The sequence below is a fragment of the Cupriavidus sp. GW822-FHT06G04 genome, from assembly GCF_058799075.1.
This window is the reverse complement of sequence record NZ_JBXALD010000012.1, coordinates 22,087-38,821: the sequence shown is the minus strand read 5'-3', so window position 1 is coordinate 38,821 and position 16,735 is coordinate 22,087. Positions and strand designations below refer to the sequence as shown.

Here is a 16,735-nt window from a genome sequence, read left to right as displayed (position 1 = left end):
CGCGGCGCACTCAAATCACGGGCATCGACGCGCTTGGCGGCTTGCGGGCCAGCAGCGCGGACAGCTTCTTCAGTGCCATCGACAACTGCGCGCGGTCGGCCGCGCCGCCCAGCGAAATGCGGATCGCGTTGGGCGGCGCCGCGCCTTCGTAGAACACGTCCGATGCGGTGACGCGCAGCGATTCGTCGCGCGCCGCGCGGCCGAATCCCGCCGACGACCAATAGCTCGGCAGCGCATGCCATACGTGAATGCCGGAGGGCGCCAGCGTACCCGCGCCACTCAGCCATTGCCGCGCGATCTGCTGCCGTGCGGCCGCCTCGGCGCGTATGCCAGCCAGCAGCCCTGCCGCCGATCCATCGCGAATCCATTGCGTGGCCAGCGCCGTTGCCACCGGCGCGGCCATCAGCGTAATCGCGCGCAACGCGCCCAGCATCGACGCCTGCATCTCGGCGTCCGGCGCCACCACATAGGCGGTGCGCAGCCCCGGACTCAGGCATTTGGACAATGTGGCGATGTAGAACGTCTGCGCCGGGGCGAGCGCGGCTAGCGGTGGCGGCGCGTCAGGGGTCAGCAGCCAGTACGGATCGTCTTCGACAATCGGCACGCCGTGGCGCGCGGCGACGCGCGCGATATCGCGCCGACGCGCTTCGGGCATGGTGTGCGTGGTTGGATTCTGCAGCGTTGGATTCAGGTAAATCATCTGCACGCCGCGCTCGCTGCATGCCGCGTCGAGCGCGTCGGGACGCATGCCGTCGCCGTCGACTTCGACAGTCACCACATGACGTCCCAGCTCTGCGGCGGCGGCGGGCACGCCGGGATAGATCAGCGGTTCTGCGGCGATGGAAGCGCCGGGCGCGGTGCGGCACAGCATCAGCGCCGCCAGTGCCGACTGCGCGCCGGGACTGGCCACCACGCGGTCGTGCGCCACATCGCCCAGCATCGGCGCCAGCCAGCTTGCGCCAGCCGCCCGGTCTGCCTGGGTGCCGCCGCCGAGCTGATAGGTCATCAGCAGGCTGGCGTCGGCGCGCAGCGTCACCTGCGTCAGGCCGCGACGCAGCATGTCGCCGAAATCGATGCCGTCCGGCGGAGGCGGCACGTTCATGCTCAGGTCCACCGCCGGGGCCAAATCGAACGACGGTGCGGCGATGAACGTGCCGAGCGATCCGCGCGGCTCCACCAGCCCGCGCCGCCGTGCCTCGGCCAGCGCGCGCGTGACGGTGGTCAGGTCGACGCCGAGCAGCGCCGCCAGTTCGCGCTGCGGCGGCAGCCGATCGCCTGGCGCCAGCCCGCCATCGGCCATCGCACGTTCCAGAAAGTCGGCGATCTGCATGTAGCGCGGCCCGCCCGCCTTGGCGAATTCGCCGATCCAGACGGGTCTCAAGCCGCCTGCGAGACTGCTTGTACGCACGGTTTCACTCTTTTTGTATGGATGTTGTCTTACCTTAGCATGCCGCGCAAACCAGGCAAATCCATACAAACACCGGTGCCTGCCGGTAGATGCCTGGGTCCTCAGACAAGGTGTTCGATATGCGTGAGCAACCTGCCGGCCAAAGTCGTGCGCGCCGGCGATTTCCCCTCTCCCCGCGGTCCGCGCGCGCGTGGCTGTACGCCGCCGCGCCGCTGATCCTGACCGGCTGCTCGTGGGATCTGCTGAACCCCAGCGGATCGATCGGCGTGCAGACGCGCAACCTGATCGTGCTGGCCACCGCGCTGATGCTGCTGGTGGTGATCCCGGTGATCATCCTGACGCTGGTGTTTGCGTGGCGCTATCGCGAGACCAACACGCGTGCCGAATACGCGCCGCGCTGGTCGCATTCCACGCGTATCGAAGTGGTGGTGTGGGGCATCCCGTGCGTGATCGTGGCGCTGCTCGGCATCATCATCTGGGACACCACGCACAAGCTCGATCCGTTCCGGCCAATCGAATCGACGGTGGCGCCGCTGGAAGTCGATGTAGTGGCGCTGGACTGGAAGTGGCTGTTTATCTATCCGCAATACGGCGTGGCGTCGCTGAACGAATTGCCGATTCCGGTGGGTACGCCGATCAACTTCCGCATCACCGCCGAATCGACCATGAACGCGCTGTTCATCCCGCGGCTGGGCAGCATGGTCTACGCGATGAGCGGCATGCAGACGCGGCTGCATCTGATTGCCGACCAGCCGGGCGTGTTCGACGGCCGCTCCGCCGCCTACAGCGGGGCCGGCTTTTCCGACATGCATTTCCGGACCATTGCCACCTCGCGCGCGGAATTCGATGCGTGGATCGCGCGCGCCCGCGCATCGGGCAACACGCTCGACGACGCGGCATACCGCCGCCTGGAACAGCCCAGCAGCAAGGACCCCGTCACGCTCTACGGCAAGGTGTCGCCACGGCTGTTCCAGGGCGTGGTCGATCAATACATGGCCAGCAACGGCGAGATCTGTCGTGCCGACAGCCCCGTGACCCTCGGCGCCATCGCGGGCGCCAACATACCGCCGCTGCCGGCATCGCAGCCACTGGAACGCTAATCATCATGTTCGGAAGACTTTCACTCGACGCCATCCCGCTGCACGAGCCCATCATCATGGGCACGCTGGCGATGGTGATGCTGGGCGGCGCCGCGCTGCTCGGCGCGATCACGTACTACGGCAAGTGGACCTATCTCTGGAAAGAGTGGATTTGCTCGGTCGACCACAAGCGCGTAGGCGTGATGTATATCGTCATGGCGCTGATCATGCTGCTGCGCGGTTTTGCCGACGCGATCATGATGCGCGCGCAGCAGGCCATCGCCGTGGGCGACGCAGCCGGCTATCTGCCTCCGCATCACTACGATCAGATCTTCACCGCGCATGGCGTGATCATGATCTTCTTCGTCGCCACGCCGTTCATCCTGGGTTTGATGAACGTGATCGTGCCGCTGCAGATCGGTGCGCGCGACGTGGCGTTCCCGTTCGTCAACTCGCTCAGTTTCTGGATGTCGGCAATGGGCGCGGTGCTGGTCATGCTGTCGATGTTCGTCGGCGACTTCGCCGCCACGGGCTGGGTCGCCTATCCGCCGCTGAGCGGCCTGGGATACAGCCCCACCGTGGGCGTCGACTACTACATCTGGGCGCTGCAGATATCGGGGCTGGGCACCACGCTGACCGGCATCAACTTCATCGTCACGATCCTGCGCATGCGCGCGCCGGGGCTGAATCTGATGAAGATGCCGGTGTTCACGTGGACGGCGCTGATCACCAATATCCTGATCGTGGCGATCTTTCCGGTGCTGACCGCCACGCTGGCGCTGCTGACCGCGGATCGCTATCTGGACATGCATTTCTTCACCAGCGAACTTGGCGGCAACGCCATGATGTACGTGAACCTGATCTGGATCTGGGGCCATCCGGAGGTCTACGTGCTGATCCTGCCGTGCTTCGGCGCGTTCTCGGAGATCATCGCCACGTTCTCGCGCAAGCCACTGTTCGGCTACACGTCGATGGTGTACGCGACGTCGTCGATCGGCGTGCTGTCGTTCTTCGTATGGCTGCACCACTTCTTCACGATGGGGTCCGGCGCCAGCGTCAATGCGTTCTTCGGCATCATGACGTCGATTATCTCGATCCCCACCGGCGTGAAGTTGTTCAACTGGCTGTTCACGATGTATCGCGGACGCATCCGCTTTCATTCGTCCACGCTGTGGACCATCGGCTTCATGGTCACGTTTGCCGTGGGCGGCATGACCGGCGTGCTGTTGGCAGTGCCCGGAGCCGATTTCGTGCTGCACAACAGCCTCTTCCTGATCGCCCACTTCCACAACGTGATCATCGGCGGTGTGGTGTTCGGTTGCCTGGCGGCAATGACGTTCTGGTTCCCGAAAGTGTTCGGTTTTACGCTGAACGAGTTCTGGGGAAAGGTAGCGTTCTGGTGCTGGCTGATCGGCTTCTATCTGGCCTTTATGCCGCTGTATGCGCTGGGCCTGCAGGGCATGACGCGCCGCATGAACCATTACAACAATCCGGAATGGCAGCCATACCTGATCGTGGCGCTGGTCGGCGCGGTGATCATCGGCTTTGGCATCCTGGCCATCCTCTGGCAGTTGTTTGTCAGCGTGCGCGACCGCAACCAGCATCGCGACCTGACTGGCGATCCGTGGGACGGCCGCAGCCTCGAATGGTCCACGGCATCGCCGGCGCCGTTCTACAACTTCGCGCAGGTGCCGCATATCACGTCGCTCGAACAGCATTGGGACGACAAGCAGTCGGGCCGCGCCTACGCGGTGCCCGCCCGCTATGAGGACATCCATATGCCGCGCAATACCTCGGCGGGTTTCCTGGTGTCCGTGTTCGGCCTGGCGTTCTGCTTCGGATTCGTCTGGCACATCTGGTGGCTGGCGGGCCTGGGGCTTGCCGCGATGATCATCACGTTCATCGCGCGCAGCTATGACCGCGACGTGGATTACTACGTGCCCGCCGCTGTCGTGGAGCGCATCGAGCATGCGCGCATGCAGCAACTGAAGAACGCCCACTGATCATGACGACGACTTTGAAACTGCGGACGGAACCGTCCACCGCGCCGCTGCACGACGACCACGGCGCGCACCGCGACGCCGTCGCGCATCCCGCCGATCACGCCGATCATGCGCACGTCGCGGCCAGCCAGACCACGCTGGGCTTCTGGCTGTATCTGATGAGCGACTGCCTGATCTTCGCGGTGCTGTTCGCCACCTTTGGCGTGCTCGCGCAGAACACGGCGGGCGGCCCCGGTGGCGCCGAGCTGTTCGACCTGCGCTTCGTGCTTGGCGAAACCATGCTGCTGCTGACCAGCAGCCTCACGTTCGGCGTGGCGATGCTCAAGCTGCAGGCGGGCAAGGACAATCGCTACGAAGTGATTCGCTGGATCGTGCTGACCTTCGCGCTGGGCGCGGCCTTTGTCGGCATGGAGATCTACGAATTCCGCGCGCTGCTCCATGAAGGCGCCGGGCCTAACCGCAGCGCGTATCTGTCGGCGTTCTTCATGCTGGTGGGCACGCACGGGCTGCATGTGAGCGCCGGATTGCTGTGGATCGTCGTGATGGTCAACCAGATCCAGGTGTTCGGGCTGGACGCCATCGTGCGCCGCCGCCTCGCGTGCCTGAGCCTGTTCTGGCATTTCCTCGATCTGGTCTGGATCTGCGTCTTTACGATCGTCTATCTGAGGGAGTTCCTGTGAGCACCACCCACCATACTTCCCATGACCATGCGCACGGCACGCTGCGCAGCCATCTGGTTGGCTATGCGCTGTCGCTGCTGCTGACCTTTGTCTCGTTCGGCGCCGTGATGGGCAAGGTACTTCCCGCGCGTGCGGGCCTGGCGCTGATCGTCGCGCTGTGCATCGCGCAATTGCTGGTGCAGCTGGTGTTCTTTCTGCACCTCGGCCCGCGCAAGGGCCAGCGCGGCAACACCGGCATCTTCCTGTGCACGGTGTTCCTGATCGCCATCGTCGTGGCGGGATCGCTCTGGGTCATGCACAACGCCAACCTGAACATGATGCCGATGCAGTCGGCGCCGGCCGGGGCGGGCGCCCGGCCCTGACAAGGGGCCGGAGCACGACGGCAGGCATCTGTATCCGGCCCTGGCTGGGACCCGGATTTGTCGGCAGGCCGCGCACCCCCGCGCGGGCCTGCTTTTTTTTGCGCGTCGCGCTTTCACGCTGACGGCGTGCCTTCCTTGAAACATGCCTTGAGTTGGGCACGCAGCTCTGGCGTGTCCTGATGGGCATGCACCTGAACCGCGTGCTGCACGGCCGCTTCGAGCAGCTCTTTTTCGCTATCGGCGCTCAGCGCCACCGTGCAATGTGTATCGCTCGGAAATTCGCGGCAATCGATATATTGGCGTGCCATGGCTGTCTCCCGGCGCGAGCGGATTGTCGCGCCCAAACCAGTATAGGGCGGCGTCTGCGGCTGCCGTAGCCGTGGCGTGGCGCGTACCACATGCGAATTCCGCTTGCGTGGGATGCGCGCGGGCTCTGCAAGCATCGATATTTCCGGCTACCCTGTCGCGTCTGCCTACGAACCCGGCACAACAGGAAAAAGTCATGCCCCAGTCACTCAAGATCGATTTCGTTTCGGATATCGCCTGCCCATGGTGCGCCATTGGTTTGTCGTCGCTGATGCAGGCGCTCGAGCGCACGCGCGACGTGGTGGAGGCCGAAGTGGTGATGCATCCGTTCGAGCTCAATCCGCAGATGGGCCCCGAGGGCGAGGCCATCGTCGATTACCTGGGCAAGAAGTATGGCCGCACGCCTGCGCAGATTGCAGAGACGCAGGCCATGATCCGCGAGCGTGGCGCCAGCGTGGGATTCACCTTCGGTCCGCGCGACTTTGTCTACAACACGTTCGACGCGCATCGCCTGTTGCAGTGGGCCGGCACGCAGGGCCGGCAGCTGCCGTTGAAGCAGGCGCTGCTGACGGCCTATCACGGCCAGGGCAAGGACCCGAGCAATCACGATATGCTGCTGGAAGCCGCGCAATCGGTGGGACTCGATGTGGCCGAAGCGCGCAACGTGCTGGACAGCGACGCCTTTGCCGACGAAGTGCGCGACGAAGAGCGCGAGTACCAGAGCATGGGGATCCAGTCGGTGCCGTCGGTGATTTTCAACAACCGCTACCTGGTAACCGGCGGCCAGCCGGTCGAGGCGTTCGAGCAGGCGATCCGCGATATCGCGAAGGAAGCGCAGGGCGCCTGAGCGGCGCGCGCTGGCGCGTCAGAAGTGATGGCGCATGCCGACCATCACGCCAACGCGCGTGCTGCGGCTGACGTCTGTCACCGGCGCGCCCGCCCAGTACTCGGTTTCGCGTCCGACCGTGCCGCCGCGCGCATGCACCACGTCCGCTTCCAGATACAGGCTGGTGCGCTTTGAAAACGCGTAGTCGGCCACGAATGCGACGCTGTCGGCGTTGCCGCCGCCCAGGTGCACGGGCGTGTCCTGGAACTGCGTGGTCACGTCGCCCGACTGCCGATACCGGTAGTACGCGCCGGACAGATGCAGCGCCGGCGTGAGCGGATAGCCGAGACCCACGAACGAGATGTTGTAGCGCGCGTCGCCAGCGGATTCGCGCCGGCCCATGTGGCCCAGGTAAGCGGTTGCCTTGCCGATCATGTACGAGCCGCCCACCGAATAGTTGCGCACCGTGCTGGCGCCGTCGTCGCTGCGGCGCTGGTCGTACGCCACGCCCAGCGCCAGCGCGCCCTGCTGATACTTCACGCCGCCGCCCAGCGTGGTGCCGTGACTCATGTTGCCGCGCTGTTCGCCGGCGCCGTAGTCGAGCTGTACGGAAAACGGCCCCACCGTACGTTGATAGACCACGCTGTTGTCGATGCGGTAGTCCTGGAAAAAGATGTCGCCGCCGATATAGAGCGGATCGGACCAGAAGTTGCCCCAGCCCTGATCGAGCGGATCGAACGCCCAGCCGATATTGTTCAGCGCGTTGTACTGGCGGCCGAAGGTCAGGCTGCCCCAGTTGCCGGACAGGCCCACCCACGCCTGACGGCCGAACAACGCGTTGTACGACGTGCGGCCGTCGTCGCTGCCGAAGCCGTTTTCAAGCTGGAAGATGGCGTGGTTGCCGCCGCCCAGATCTTCGTCGCCTTTCAGGCCGAAGCGGCTGCCCACCATGCCGCCGGACACCAGCGCAAGCTGGTCGTGATGGCGCGCATCAATGTTCGACGTATAGCGCACCGCCGTGCTGACGATGCCATACAGGGTCACGCCGGCGTCGGCGCGGGCGGCGCACGGCAATAGCGCGGCCGCAATCAGCCAAAGGCTGGCTGGTTTCTTCACAAATTGTCCTCCGGAATACGGATCCGCCCGACGCGCGACGGCGCCGGGAAGGGTCGGTTCAGGCTGCAAGTACCTGAGGGGTTCCAGTCCTGCGCAGAAGTTCTCGGGGCGAGACACGCAGGGCGTTATCCGGGATGCGCGCGGCAAGCGGCGCAGCGCCTGGATCGAGGGTCGAAGCTAGGCGGCGAATGCTGCCACACGGGCAGGCAAGCCAAAGGTGGGCGCAAGGCCCGGGTGCGTATCCGCCGGCGCCCACTTCGACAGTGGCGATGACCTAAGTGCCTGAGAAGGCAACTTTGCGGCCGTACCCGGCGCGGCGGAACGGCGCAGTTTACCGCATTCGCCGTCGGGCCCCTAAAAAGTGGATCAAACGGCGCAAATGAGCGATCAAGGGCTCGGCTGCCGTGTTCGACGTGCCGATCCGCACCGTCGAGACCTCGCCCGACGCCTTGCTTGCGCGATGGCCAACGACGCCGCCGTGGCCGTCCTGTACGGCCGCGGCCCGCGCGCACCAAGGAAGACCCGCGCCGCGCGTTTTCGCGATGAGTGGGCATACCACCTATAATTCGCGCCGAGGACGACCTCGCCCCCGTTGGGTTTTTTTCATGTCCGGGACGGCCCGGCTCTTGTTAAAGGGAGAGCCGTCATGGCTTGGATATTCCTGGTGGTTGCAGGTCTGCTCGAAATCGTATGGGCGTATGCGATGAAGCTGTCGGATGGCTTCACGAAATGGCAGTACAGCGCGGTCACGCTGGTGGCGATGATCGCCAGCTTCGCGCTGTTGTCGCTGTCGATGAAGACGCTGCCGCTTGGCACCGCCTATACGATCTGGACCGGCATCGGCGCGGTCGGCGCGTTTCTCGTCGGCCTGTTCATCCTGGGCGAGCCCGCCAGCCTGATGCGTATCGCTGCGGCCGTGCTGATCGTCAGCGGCCTGGTGATGATGAAGCTCTCGTCATAGCGCGCCGCTGGTCACTTCTCCTGCGGCGACGGCTCGGCGCAGCGCCCGCGTGATCCTGCCCGCGGGCGCCCGCCGCTATCAGCCCGTCAGATTTCCTTCGTCAGCGCCTTGAAGTCGATCCACTGGTCGAACTGTTCGTTGGTGAGGTGGCCCGAGTCGATCGCGGCCTCGCGCAGCGACAGGTTTTTCTTCACGGCGAGCTTGGCGATCTCGGCGGCCTTGTCGTAGCCGATATGCGGGTTGAGCGCGGTCACCGACATCAGCGAACGTTCCAGCAGTTCCTGAATGCGCGCGCGATCGGGTTCCACGCCTTCCACCATGTGTTCGGCAAAACTCGATGCGGCGTCGGCCAGCAGCGTCACCGACTGCAGCACGCTATAGATGATCACCGGCTTGTAGGCATTCAGTTCCAGCGTGCCAAGACTGTTGGCCAGCGTCACCGTGGTGTGGTTGCCGATCACGCGGCAGCAGACCATCGCCAGCGCTTCGGCCTGGGTTGGATTGACCTTGCCGGGCATGATCGACGAACCGGGCTCGTTGGCGGGCAATTGCAGTTCGGCAAAACCAGCGCGCGGGCCGGAGCCCAGCAGCATGAAATCGCGGGCGATCTTCAGGAACGACGACGCGGTGGTGTTCAATGCGCCGGACAGGTCCGCCAGCGCGTCGTGCGCCGCCTGTAGCGCATAGCGGTTGGGTGCAGGTTCGAACGGCAGCCCGGTGTAGGCGGCCAGCGCGCGGGCAAAGGCTGCGGCGAATCCGGGCGGCGCGTTCAGGCCGGTGCCCACCGCCGTGCCGCCCTGGGGCACCGCCATGGCGCGCAGCATCGCCTGCTGCAGACGCGACTGCGCGTCCGCCACCTGCGTCATGTAGCCGGAAAATTCCTGGCCCAGCGTCAGCGGCACGGCGTCCTGCAAATGGGTGCGCCCAACCTTGACGATATCCGCGAAGGCGTCGACCTTCCTGGCAAACGTCTGCTGCAGCTTTTCCAGCGATGGCAACAGCGTCTGCTGGATTGCGCGCGTGGCCGCGATGTGCATCGCCGTGGGGAAGCTGTCGTTGGACGACTGGCTGGCGTTGACGTGATCGTTGGGGTGCACGGGCTTCTTGCTACCCACCTCGCCGCCCAGCATCTGGATGGCGCGGTTCGAGATCACCTCGTTGAGATTCATGTTGGTCTGCGTGCCCGATCCGGTTTGCCAGACCGACAACGGAAACTCGCCCGGCCATTTACCCGCGATAACTTCTTCCGCGGCCTTTTCGATGGCATCGGCCACGTCGGGCTTGAGCACGCCGAGTTCGCGGTTGGCGCGCGCCGCGCACAGCTTGAGCACCGCGAACGCTTCGATCAGCGACGGCGGCATTTTCTCGCTGCCGATACGAAAATTCTGACGCGACCTTTCGGTCTGTGCCCCCCAGAGATGCTCGGCCGGGACGGCAACGTCTCCCAGGCTGTCTTTCTCGATGCGGGTGGCGGACGACTTCTCGGACATGGACGGACTCCTTCGACAAAGGGATCACTGCGGAATCACTGCGAAATCAGGGCAGACCCTAAGCATAGCCGTCCGGTGCCATAGGCGTCGCATGCGGGGCAATGTCCCTGCCGCCGACATGTGCATGCGCACGGACGGCGGCGGTTGCCCGGTTCAGCCGCGCTCCGGCGGCGCCGGGCGCGTGGGGAAGGCCGGAGTGCCCGGCCCGTTGGCGATCAGGCAGTCATTTTCAGGCACATTTCCATGCAGGCCGCGCAGGCCTTTGCGCATTCCTGGCAGTGCCAGTGATCGTAGCGCTCGCATTCTTCCTTGCACCATTTGCACACTTCGGCGCAGTCCTCGCAAACCAGCGGCGCGAATTCGCTATTGCGCAGCATGTACGACGCGGCAAGATTGGCGATGCCTGCGCAATCCATGTCCAGCGCGATGCAGCGCGCCATCTTCTTTGTGTCAGGTTCTTCCAGGCACGCGGCAGCGCACTTCAGGCAGGCCGCCGCCGCAGCGTTGCAGGCGGCGATGCAGTCGGCGTATCGGGAGAAGTTTTCCTGCACGTTGGGTCGAATCATCGGTGTCCTCCTTTGGGGGTGGGCGGGTCCGATCCCGTGGGACAAGACCCAAGGCAACCGTTATCCACAATAGCAGGCACATGGCGAACATGCCGGGCAACGGCGCGGCGCGGTCATGACGAGCGCGGCGGTCAGACTGTTCTACAATGGCCGCCTCTGCCTGGCGCGCGTTGGACCCCAGAGCGGCTGCACAGGCAGCAAAATGGCCGGATCCACGCAGTACCGCGCAAAACGCAGCAAGTTGGCCGAATCAAGCGGCACGAAAGGACAGAATCATGGGTGAGGCAAAACGACGGGGCACGCCGGAAGAGCGTGCGCAACAGGCGCAGGCACGGGTCGACGCGCTGCGTCCGGCACAACTGGTCTGCGGATCGTGCAAGACGGCTTTCACCAATTTCGATGCGATTCCAGCGCCGGGCCTGCGCGGCATCGACGCCGTGTTTGGCGGCCAGTGCCCTAACTGTGGCAATGACGTTGTGGTGTTCAAGGGCGAATCGAAGGCCGTCGCGGAAGCGATGCTGGCCTACGAGAGGATGATGGGCGAGAACGCCAAGCTCGGCTATCAATCGGCCGACGGCAGGCATGTGCCGTTCGACGAGGCGGCCCCGCAGGCGTCGGACGCGTCCGACCAGTCCACGCGTCACTGACCGCTCGCATCGCCACGCGGCGCGGCACGTTCGCGTAAGTGAACGCGGTCGCGCGCGTGATTTCGGCCCCGCTTTCAGCGCCGAAAGTCCCCCCACGGCCCATTCGATGGTCCGCGCGTCGGTCACGCGTCGACGTGCGCCAGCTCGGCCGGGCCCATCTCGTAACGACCGCGCCCGAGCGCCTTGGCGCGATACAGCAGCGTGTCGGCCATCCGCATCAGCGCCTCCTCGGTCATCGGTGCGCCGCGATACAGCGCCACGCCGATACTGACGTTGACATCGGCCAGCACGCCATCGAAATAGAAACGCCGGCTGACCGATTCCAGAATGGCTTCCGCAACGCGCTGCGCAGTGGCGGGCGAGCCGATATCGGCCAGGATCACCGCGAATTCGTCGCCGCCCAGGCGTGCCACATGGTCCGCCTCCCGCACGCAGCGGCGTAGCCGCAATGCAAATGCCTGTAGCAGCAAGTCGCCGGTGGCGTGGCCGTGACTATCGTTGACGGCTTTGAAGCGATCCATGTCCAGAAACAGCAGCGCCATCAGATGATTCTGATTGCGGCTGTCGGCCATCGCGCCTTGCAGATGCGCTTCGAAGGCGCTGCGGTTTTCCAGCTGCGTGAGGTGATCGGTGCGCGACATGCGTGACAGCCGCAACGTCTCCAGCTTGCGCTGCGTGATGTCCTGCACGTGGATGTGCACGCCGACGACCTGCTTGCCGTCCTCGCTCCATTCGGGTCGATAGCTGGTTTCCATCCAGTGATGATGCGGAAACAGGAATTCGCCTTCGAAGGTGACCACGCTGCCCGCCAACGCCTGCTGCAGATGCGGCCGCGCACGCTGGTATCGCTCCTCGCCCAGCAGTTCGCGCATCGACATGCCGCGGATCTGCTCGAGCGGCAGCCCGAATGCGCGCTCGTAGGCGACGTTGTTGAACACGTAGCGCTCGTCGTTGTCGACAAAGGCCAGCAGCGACGGCAGCGTATCGGTCACCGCGCGCAGACGGCGCTCGCTGCGGGCCAGTTGCTGGCCGCGCTGGCGCACGTCGCGCATCAGGCGGATGAAGGCGCGCGTGACGTCGCCGATTTCGTCGCGCTGCGGCCGTTTCGGCAGGTTCTCGAACGCGTCCTCGTCGCTGGCGCTGGCGCGCACCACCTGATGCAATCGCGACAGCGGCCACAGCAGACGGCGCACCGCCAGCCATATCAGCAGCGCCACTACGGCCAGCGCGATGCCGGACATCATCACGAAACGCTGCTGCATCTGCCGCAGCGGCGCGTAGGCTTCGCGCGCGGGCAACACCGCCACCAGTTCCCAGCCGGTAGTGGCCATCAGGCGGCGGGCGATCACGGGCCGTTTGGGCGTGAGAAATTCCAGCGTTGCCGCGCTGTCGTCCACGCCGCAGGTGTCGCCCGTGGCGCGCGCGGGCTGGTGAGCCTGTGCGGGATCGGGATGCTGCACGTACACGGGCGTGGCGCCGGCCGAAACCAGGCAATAGAAGCCCGTGATACCGAGCCGGCTGCGGCTCATTTCCACCAGGAAGTTGGAATTGGCCAGGTTCAGCCAGCCGCCTACCAGCCCGATGAATTCGCCCGACGCGGACATCACGGGCACCGCCACCACGGCGCCCATCGAGCCGTCGATGCGCGCGCGGATCGGTGCGGCCACCACCACGTTGCCCGTGCGGGCCACTTCGCGGAAATAGGTGCGGTCGCCCACGTCCACCGGCGTGCCGCCCATCGTCAGCACCGTGCCGTGGCGGTCAGTGACCATCACGGCGTCAAACGCGGCCGGCACCGGCACCGCGCGTCTCACGGTTTCGAGCAGGCGCGGGCGCAGTGCCTCGCGTTGGGCTTCGTCGCGCGTGGCGGCCGGCGACGCCAGCAGCTCGCGCAATTGCGGCGCCAGATGCTGCAGCATCACGATGCGGTCTTCCATGGCCGTGTCGAGTTGATCGGCCGACAGCTTGACGATGGAATCCTGCTGGTTCTGCAGCGCGTCCTGCAGGTCGTTGTGGGCGTAATAGAGCGACCCGATGACGATGCCGCCGCCGAGTACGGCGGCAAGCACCGTGGTGATCAGCGCAATGCGCGCCTTGAGCGATGGCAGTAACCGGGACATGAAAGCGAGGCGGATAGGGCGGGCGCAAGCGCACGTCGTATCGGTCGGCACTCCCGCGCAGCATGGCTACGCTATCACGGGTCGCGCGTTTGACACATCCCGGACAACACCGATGCGACGACAAAATCCGTGTCGAAGCAGCGGTGGCACAACGCTGCCGGCGGCGTCGCCGTCATGTGTGCGTGCCGGCACTGTCGGGCTGTAAAACGACGGGTTATAGTGCGCCCGTCACATGCGTCCCACGGCGAGGTCTCCGTCATCGGGGCGCGCTCATCCAGCCCTCGTTCATGAAATTGCCTTCGTTGTCCCCCGCCTTGCTGTCGCTGCTGGTTGCCGTGGGCGGCGCGTTGCTGACAGCGGGCGCGTGGCGTCAGGCGGACCGGCTGGAGCGCCAGGTGGCCGAAAAGAGCGTTGCGGCGCTGCTGGACCGCACCACCGACGCGCTGGCCGACCGGCTCAAGGAAAACGCGCGGCTGCTGCGCGGCGTGGCGGCGCTGATGGCCGCCAACCCCGGCACCACGCGCGCGCAATGGCGCAACTATCTCTATTCCGCCCAGCTTGACGACCTGCCCGCTGGCACGCAGTCGATCGGTTACGCGCCGCTCGTGCCGGCGTCGCGCCTGGCGGCGGTGACGGCGGCGGCGCACGCGGACGGCGTGACCGATTACGAGGTCTATCCGCCCGGCGCGCGTCCGGTCTATGCGCCGATCCTCTATGTCGAACCATCGAGCGGACGCAACACGCGCGCCGAAGGATTCGATCTGCTCAGCGATCCGGAGCGCCGCGCGGCGCTGGAATCGGCGCGCGACAGCGGCCTGCCGGTGCTGACGCACGGCCTGGCGCTGGTGCGCGAGGCGGAAGCCCAGACATACCAGCGCGGCGCGCTGCTTTACGTGCCGGTATTCCCGGCCGACGCACCGGTGGCAACAATCGACGAGCGCCGCCGCGTGCTGGCTGGTGTGGTCTACGTGTCGCTGCGGCTGGGCGACCTGATGCGCGCGGTGTCGGGCGACACGGCGGCGCAACTGGTGCTGACGCTCTACGACGGCGCGCAGGCCTCTGACGGCGCATTGCTGTCGGGCGAGAGCGCCGAGGCGGAACGGCGCGCCGACGGGCACAAGCCGATGATCGAAGCGCAGCGCCGTATCGATTTTGGCGGCCAGACGTGGACGCTGCACGCGGCCACGCGGCCCGCGTTCGAAACCGCGCACGCCGGCCGCTATGGCATGCGGGCGCTGGTGCTGGGCGGGCTGGCGACGTTGCTGATGGCATGGCTGGCATACCGGCTTGCGTGTGGCCGGCGCGATGCGCGGCGACAGGCCGGGCTGGCCCGCGATGCGGGCGGCGCACAGGCGGCGGGTTTGCGCGCCAGCCTGGAACGCGCCGAACAATCCGCGGCCGCCGCCAGCATGCGCTACGCGCGCCTGCTCGATCAGGCGCCGTTCTGCGTGATCACCTTCGACGCCGCCGGCATGATCACCGGTATCAATCGCGCTGGCCAGCGCATGCTGTGGTACGCCGAGGCCGAGTTGGTCGGCCGCATGCCGTATCCAAACCTGCACGACGAGGACGAGGTGGCCGCCCACGCGCGCGAGCTGTCGTACGAACTCGGCGATACCGTGGCCGCCGGCTTGCCCGCGCTGACCGCCAAACCGAAGCTCGGCGTGCCCGAGGATCGCGAGTGGACCTATCTGCGGCGCGGCGGATCGCGCCTGCCGGTGCATCTGACCCTGACCGCGATGACCGACGGCGGCGCGGAAAACGGCTTCCTGGCCATCGCGCACGACCTGACCGAGCGCCGGCGCGTCGACGAATACATCCGCCATCTTGCGCAGCACGACGCCCTGACCGGCCTGCCGAACCGCACGGAGCTGCACGCGCGCACCGGCGCGGTGCTGGCCGAGGCGCGTCGCCAGGGCGCGCGCGCGGCGCTGCTGCTGCTCGACCTCGATCACTTCAAGCACATCAACGAATCGCTTGGGCACCCGGTAGGTGACGACGTGCTGCGCACGATCGCCGACCGGATCCGCGGCGCGGTGCGACCGCGCGACGTGGTGGCCCGCATGGGCGGCGACGAGTTCGCGGTGGTGCTGGGCGGCCTGCGGCACGATAGCGAAGCCGAACTGGCGGCCGCCAAGATCCTCGCGCGCGTATCGGAGGATCTGCAAGTAGCGGGGCAGTCGCTGCGCGTGACGCCGTCGCTGGGCATGGCGATCTTTCCAGATGACGGCGATACGTTGACCGATCTGATGAAATCGGCCGATTCGGCGATGTATGCGGCCAAGCAGGGCGGGCGCGCGCAACTGCGCCGCTTTGCCAGCGAAATGGCCCAGGCGTCGCTGGCGCGCTTCACGATCGAGTCGCTGCTGCGCCGCGCGCTGGCCGAACAGGAATTCCGGCTGCGCTACCAGCCCATCGTCGATGTGGCCACGCTGCAAGTGATCGGCGTGGAAGCGCTGATCGCGTGGGAGACGCCCGAGCGCGGCCCGATGCAGCCGTCGGAATTCATTCCGATTGCCGAGCAGTCGGGGCTGATCGGCGCGCTGGGTGCGTGGACGCTGGCGCGCGCGTGCAGCGACATCCAGGCGCTGCGCCGCGAGCTTGGCCGCGATATCGACGTGGCGGTCAATATTTCTCCGTTGCAGCTGCGCGATGCCAGTTTCCCGGAGACCGTGGCGCGCTGCCTGAAGGCGGCGGAACTGCCCGCTGCCAGCCTGACCATCGAAGTCACGGAGGGCATCCTCGTCGATGGCGGCGAACAGACCGTGGAAACGTTCCGGCGCGTGCGCCAGCTAGGCGTGGGCGTGTCCATCGACGACTTCGGCACCGGCTATTCTGGACTGGGCTATCTCACGCGCCTGCCGATCAGCAAGCTCAAGATCGACAAATCGTTTGTCGACGATCTGGCCGTGCCGGGGCACGACCGCGCGGTGGCCGCCGCCATCATCGCGCTCGGTCATCAACTGCACCTGCAGGTCGTTGCCGAAGGCGTGGAGTCGAAGGCGCAGTTCGATTTCCTGCGTGGCGAGGGGTGCGATGCGGTGCAGGGCTATTTGTTCTGTCAGCCGGTCGGCCTTGATGCGTTGCGGCGGATCCTGATCGGCGGCAAGGGGTTTGCCGATGCGGCTTGATGGCTCTCTTAGCCGCACGCAGAAACGGGTACGCCACGCC

Annotated in this window: 14 protein-coding genes; 8 read left to right on the top strand and 6 right to left on the bottom strand. The window is 66.0% G+C overall.

Annotated features, from left to right (window positions below; all coding sequences use genetic code 11):
• Positions 1-10: 10 nt before the first annotated feature.
• Entirely contained in the window at positions 11-1,330 is a 1,320-nt protein-coding gene (locus tag AC1RKI_RS23860) for an aminotransferase-like domain-containing protein (protein ID WP_492797820.1), read from the bottom strand.
• A gap of 197 nt (positions 1,331-1,527) precedes the next feature.
• On the opposite strand from AC1RKI_RS23860, the gene cyoA reads away from it, so the two are divergent.
• From cyoA to cyoD, 4 genes are read left to right on the top strand one after another with little or no spacing between them, the layout of a single operon-like run.
• Positions 1,528-2,508 (top strand): ubiquinol oxidase subunit II, encoded by a 981-nt coding sequence (gene cyoA, locus AC1RKI_RS23855; RefSeq protein WP_492797782.1) that lies wholly within the window; start codon positions 1,528-1,530, stop codon positions 2,506-2,508.
• A 5-nt stretch (positions 2,509-2,513) separates the two neighbouring features.
• Positions 2,514-4,490: a cytochrome o ubiquinol oxidase subunit I gene (cyoB, locus tag AC1RKI_RS23850; protein ID WP_492797784.1), complete on the top strand. Its 1,977-nt coding sequence runs from the start codon at positions 2,514-2,516 to the stop codon at positions 4,488-4,490.
• Positions 4,491-4,492: 2 nt separating this feature from the next.
• On the top strand, positions 4,493-5,170 hold the full coding sequence (cyoC, locus tag AC1RKI_RS23845; protein ID WP_492797786.1) for a cytochrome o ubiquinol oxidase subunit III: 678 nt from the start codon (positions 4,493-4,495) through the stop codon (positions 5,168-5,170).
• The gene (cyoD, locus tag AC1RKI_RS23840; RefSeq protein WP_061955684.1) at positions 5,167-5,532 is read left to right on the top strand and encodes a cytochrome o ubiquinol oxidase subunit IV; all 366 of its coding nucleotides are present in this window, start codon (positions 5,167-5,169) and stop codon (positions 5,530-5,532) included. Before cyoC ends, cyoD begins: the two co-directional genes overlap by 4 nt.
• Positions 5,533-5,645: 113 nt before the next feature.
• On the opposite strand, the gene AC1RKI_RS23835 is transcribed toward cyoD, so the two are convergent.
• Positions 5,646-5,840 carry a DUF1059 domain-containing protein gene (locus AC1RKI_RS23835; RefSeq protein WP_492797788.1) on the bottom strand — a complete coding sequence of 65 codons (195 nt, stop codon included), beginning with the start codon at positions 5,838-5,840 and terminating at the stop codon, positions 5,646-5,648.
• A gap of 194 nt (positions 5,841-6,034) precedes the next feature.
• Between AC1RKI_RS23835 and AC1RKI_RS23830 the strand changes: the two genes are divergently transcribed.
• A complete protein-coding gene (locus tag AC1RKI_RS23830) occupies positions 6,035-6,685 on the top strand; it encodes a DsbA family oxidoreductase (RefSeq protein WP_244788449.1) in 651 nt (216 codons plus the stop codon).
• An 18-nt stretch (positions 6,686-6,703) separates the two neighbouring features.
• On the opposite strand, the gene AC1RKI_RS23825 is transcribed toward AC1RKI_RS23830, so the two are convergent.
• Positions 6,704-7,780 (bottom strand): porin, encoded by a 1,077-nt coding sequence (locus tag AC1RKI_RS23825; RefSeq protein ID WP_244788448.1) that lies wholly within the window; start codon positions 7,778-7,780, stop codon positions 6,704-6,706.
• A gap of 646 nt (positions 7,781-8,426) precedes the next feature.
• Between AC1RKI_RS23825 and AC1RKI_RS23820 the strand changes: the two genes are divergently transcribed.
• On the top strand, positions 8,427-8,741 hold the full coding sequence (locus tag AC1RKI_RS23820) for a DMT family transporter (RefSeq protein WP_061955694.1): 315 nt from the start codon (positions 8,427-8,429) through the stop codon (positions 8,739-8,741).
• 86 nt (positions 8,742-8,827) lie between these two features.
• On the opposite strand, the gene fumC is transcribed toward AC1RKI_RS23820, so the two are convergent.
• Positions 8,828-10,231, bottom strand: a complete 1,404-nt coding sequence (gene fumC / locus AC1RKI_RS23815; protein ID WP_061955697.1) for a class II fumarate hydratase — start codon at positions 10,229-10,231, stop codon at positions 8,828-8,830.
• Between the two features lie 215 nt (positions 10,232-10,446).
• Complete coding sequence (locus AC1RKI_RS23810; RefSeq protein WP_061955699.1) at positions 10,447-10,797, bottom strand: four-helix bundle copper-binding protein; 351 nt, start codon at positions 10,795-10,797, stop codon at positions 10,447-10,449.
• Positions 10,798-11,072: 275 nt separating this feature from the next.
• Here AC1RKI_RS23810 and AC1RKI_RS23805 point away from each other — a divergent pair, with 275 nt between their 5' ends.
• Positions 11,073-11,444, top strand: coding sequence for a hypothetical protein (locus AC1RKI_RS23805; protein WP_061955701.1), 372 nt, complete (start codon positions 11,073-11,075; stop codon positions 11,442-11,444).
• A 122-nt stretch (positions 11,445-11,566) separates the two neighbouring features.
• Here AC1RKI_RS23805 and AC1RKI_RS23800 read toward each other — a convergent pair whose 3' ends face one another.
• Positions 11,567-13,564 (bottom strand): sensor domain-containing diguanylate cyclase, encoded by a 1,998-nt coding sequence (locus AC1RKI_RS23800; protein WP_150979687.1) that lies wholly within the window; start codon positions 13,562-13,564, stop codon positions 11,567-11,569.
• A gap of 287 nt (positions 13,565-13,851) precedes the next feature.
• Here AC1RKI_RS23800 and AC1RKI_RS23795 point away from each other — a divergent pair, with 287 nt between their 5' ends.
• Positions 13,852-16,695, top strand: coding sequence for a bifunctional diguanylate cyclase/phosphodiesterase (locus tag AC1RKI_RS23795; protein WP_492797793.1), 2,844 nt, complete (start codon positions 13,852-13,854; stop codon positions 16,693-16,695).
• The last annotated feature ends 40 nt before the right edge of the window (positions 16,696-16,735 follow it).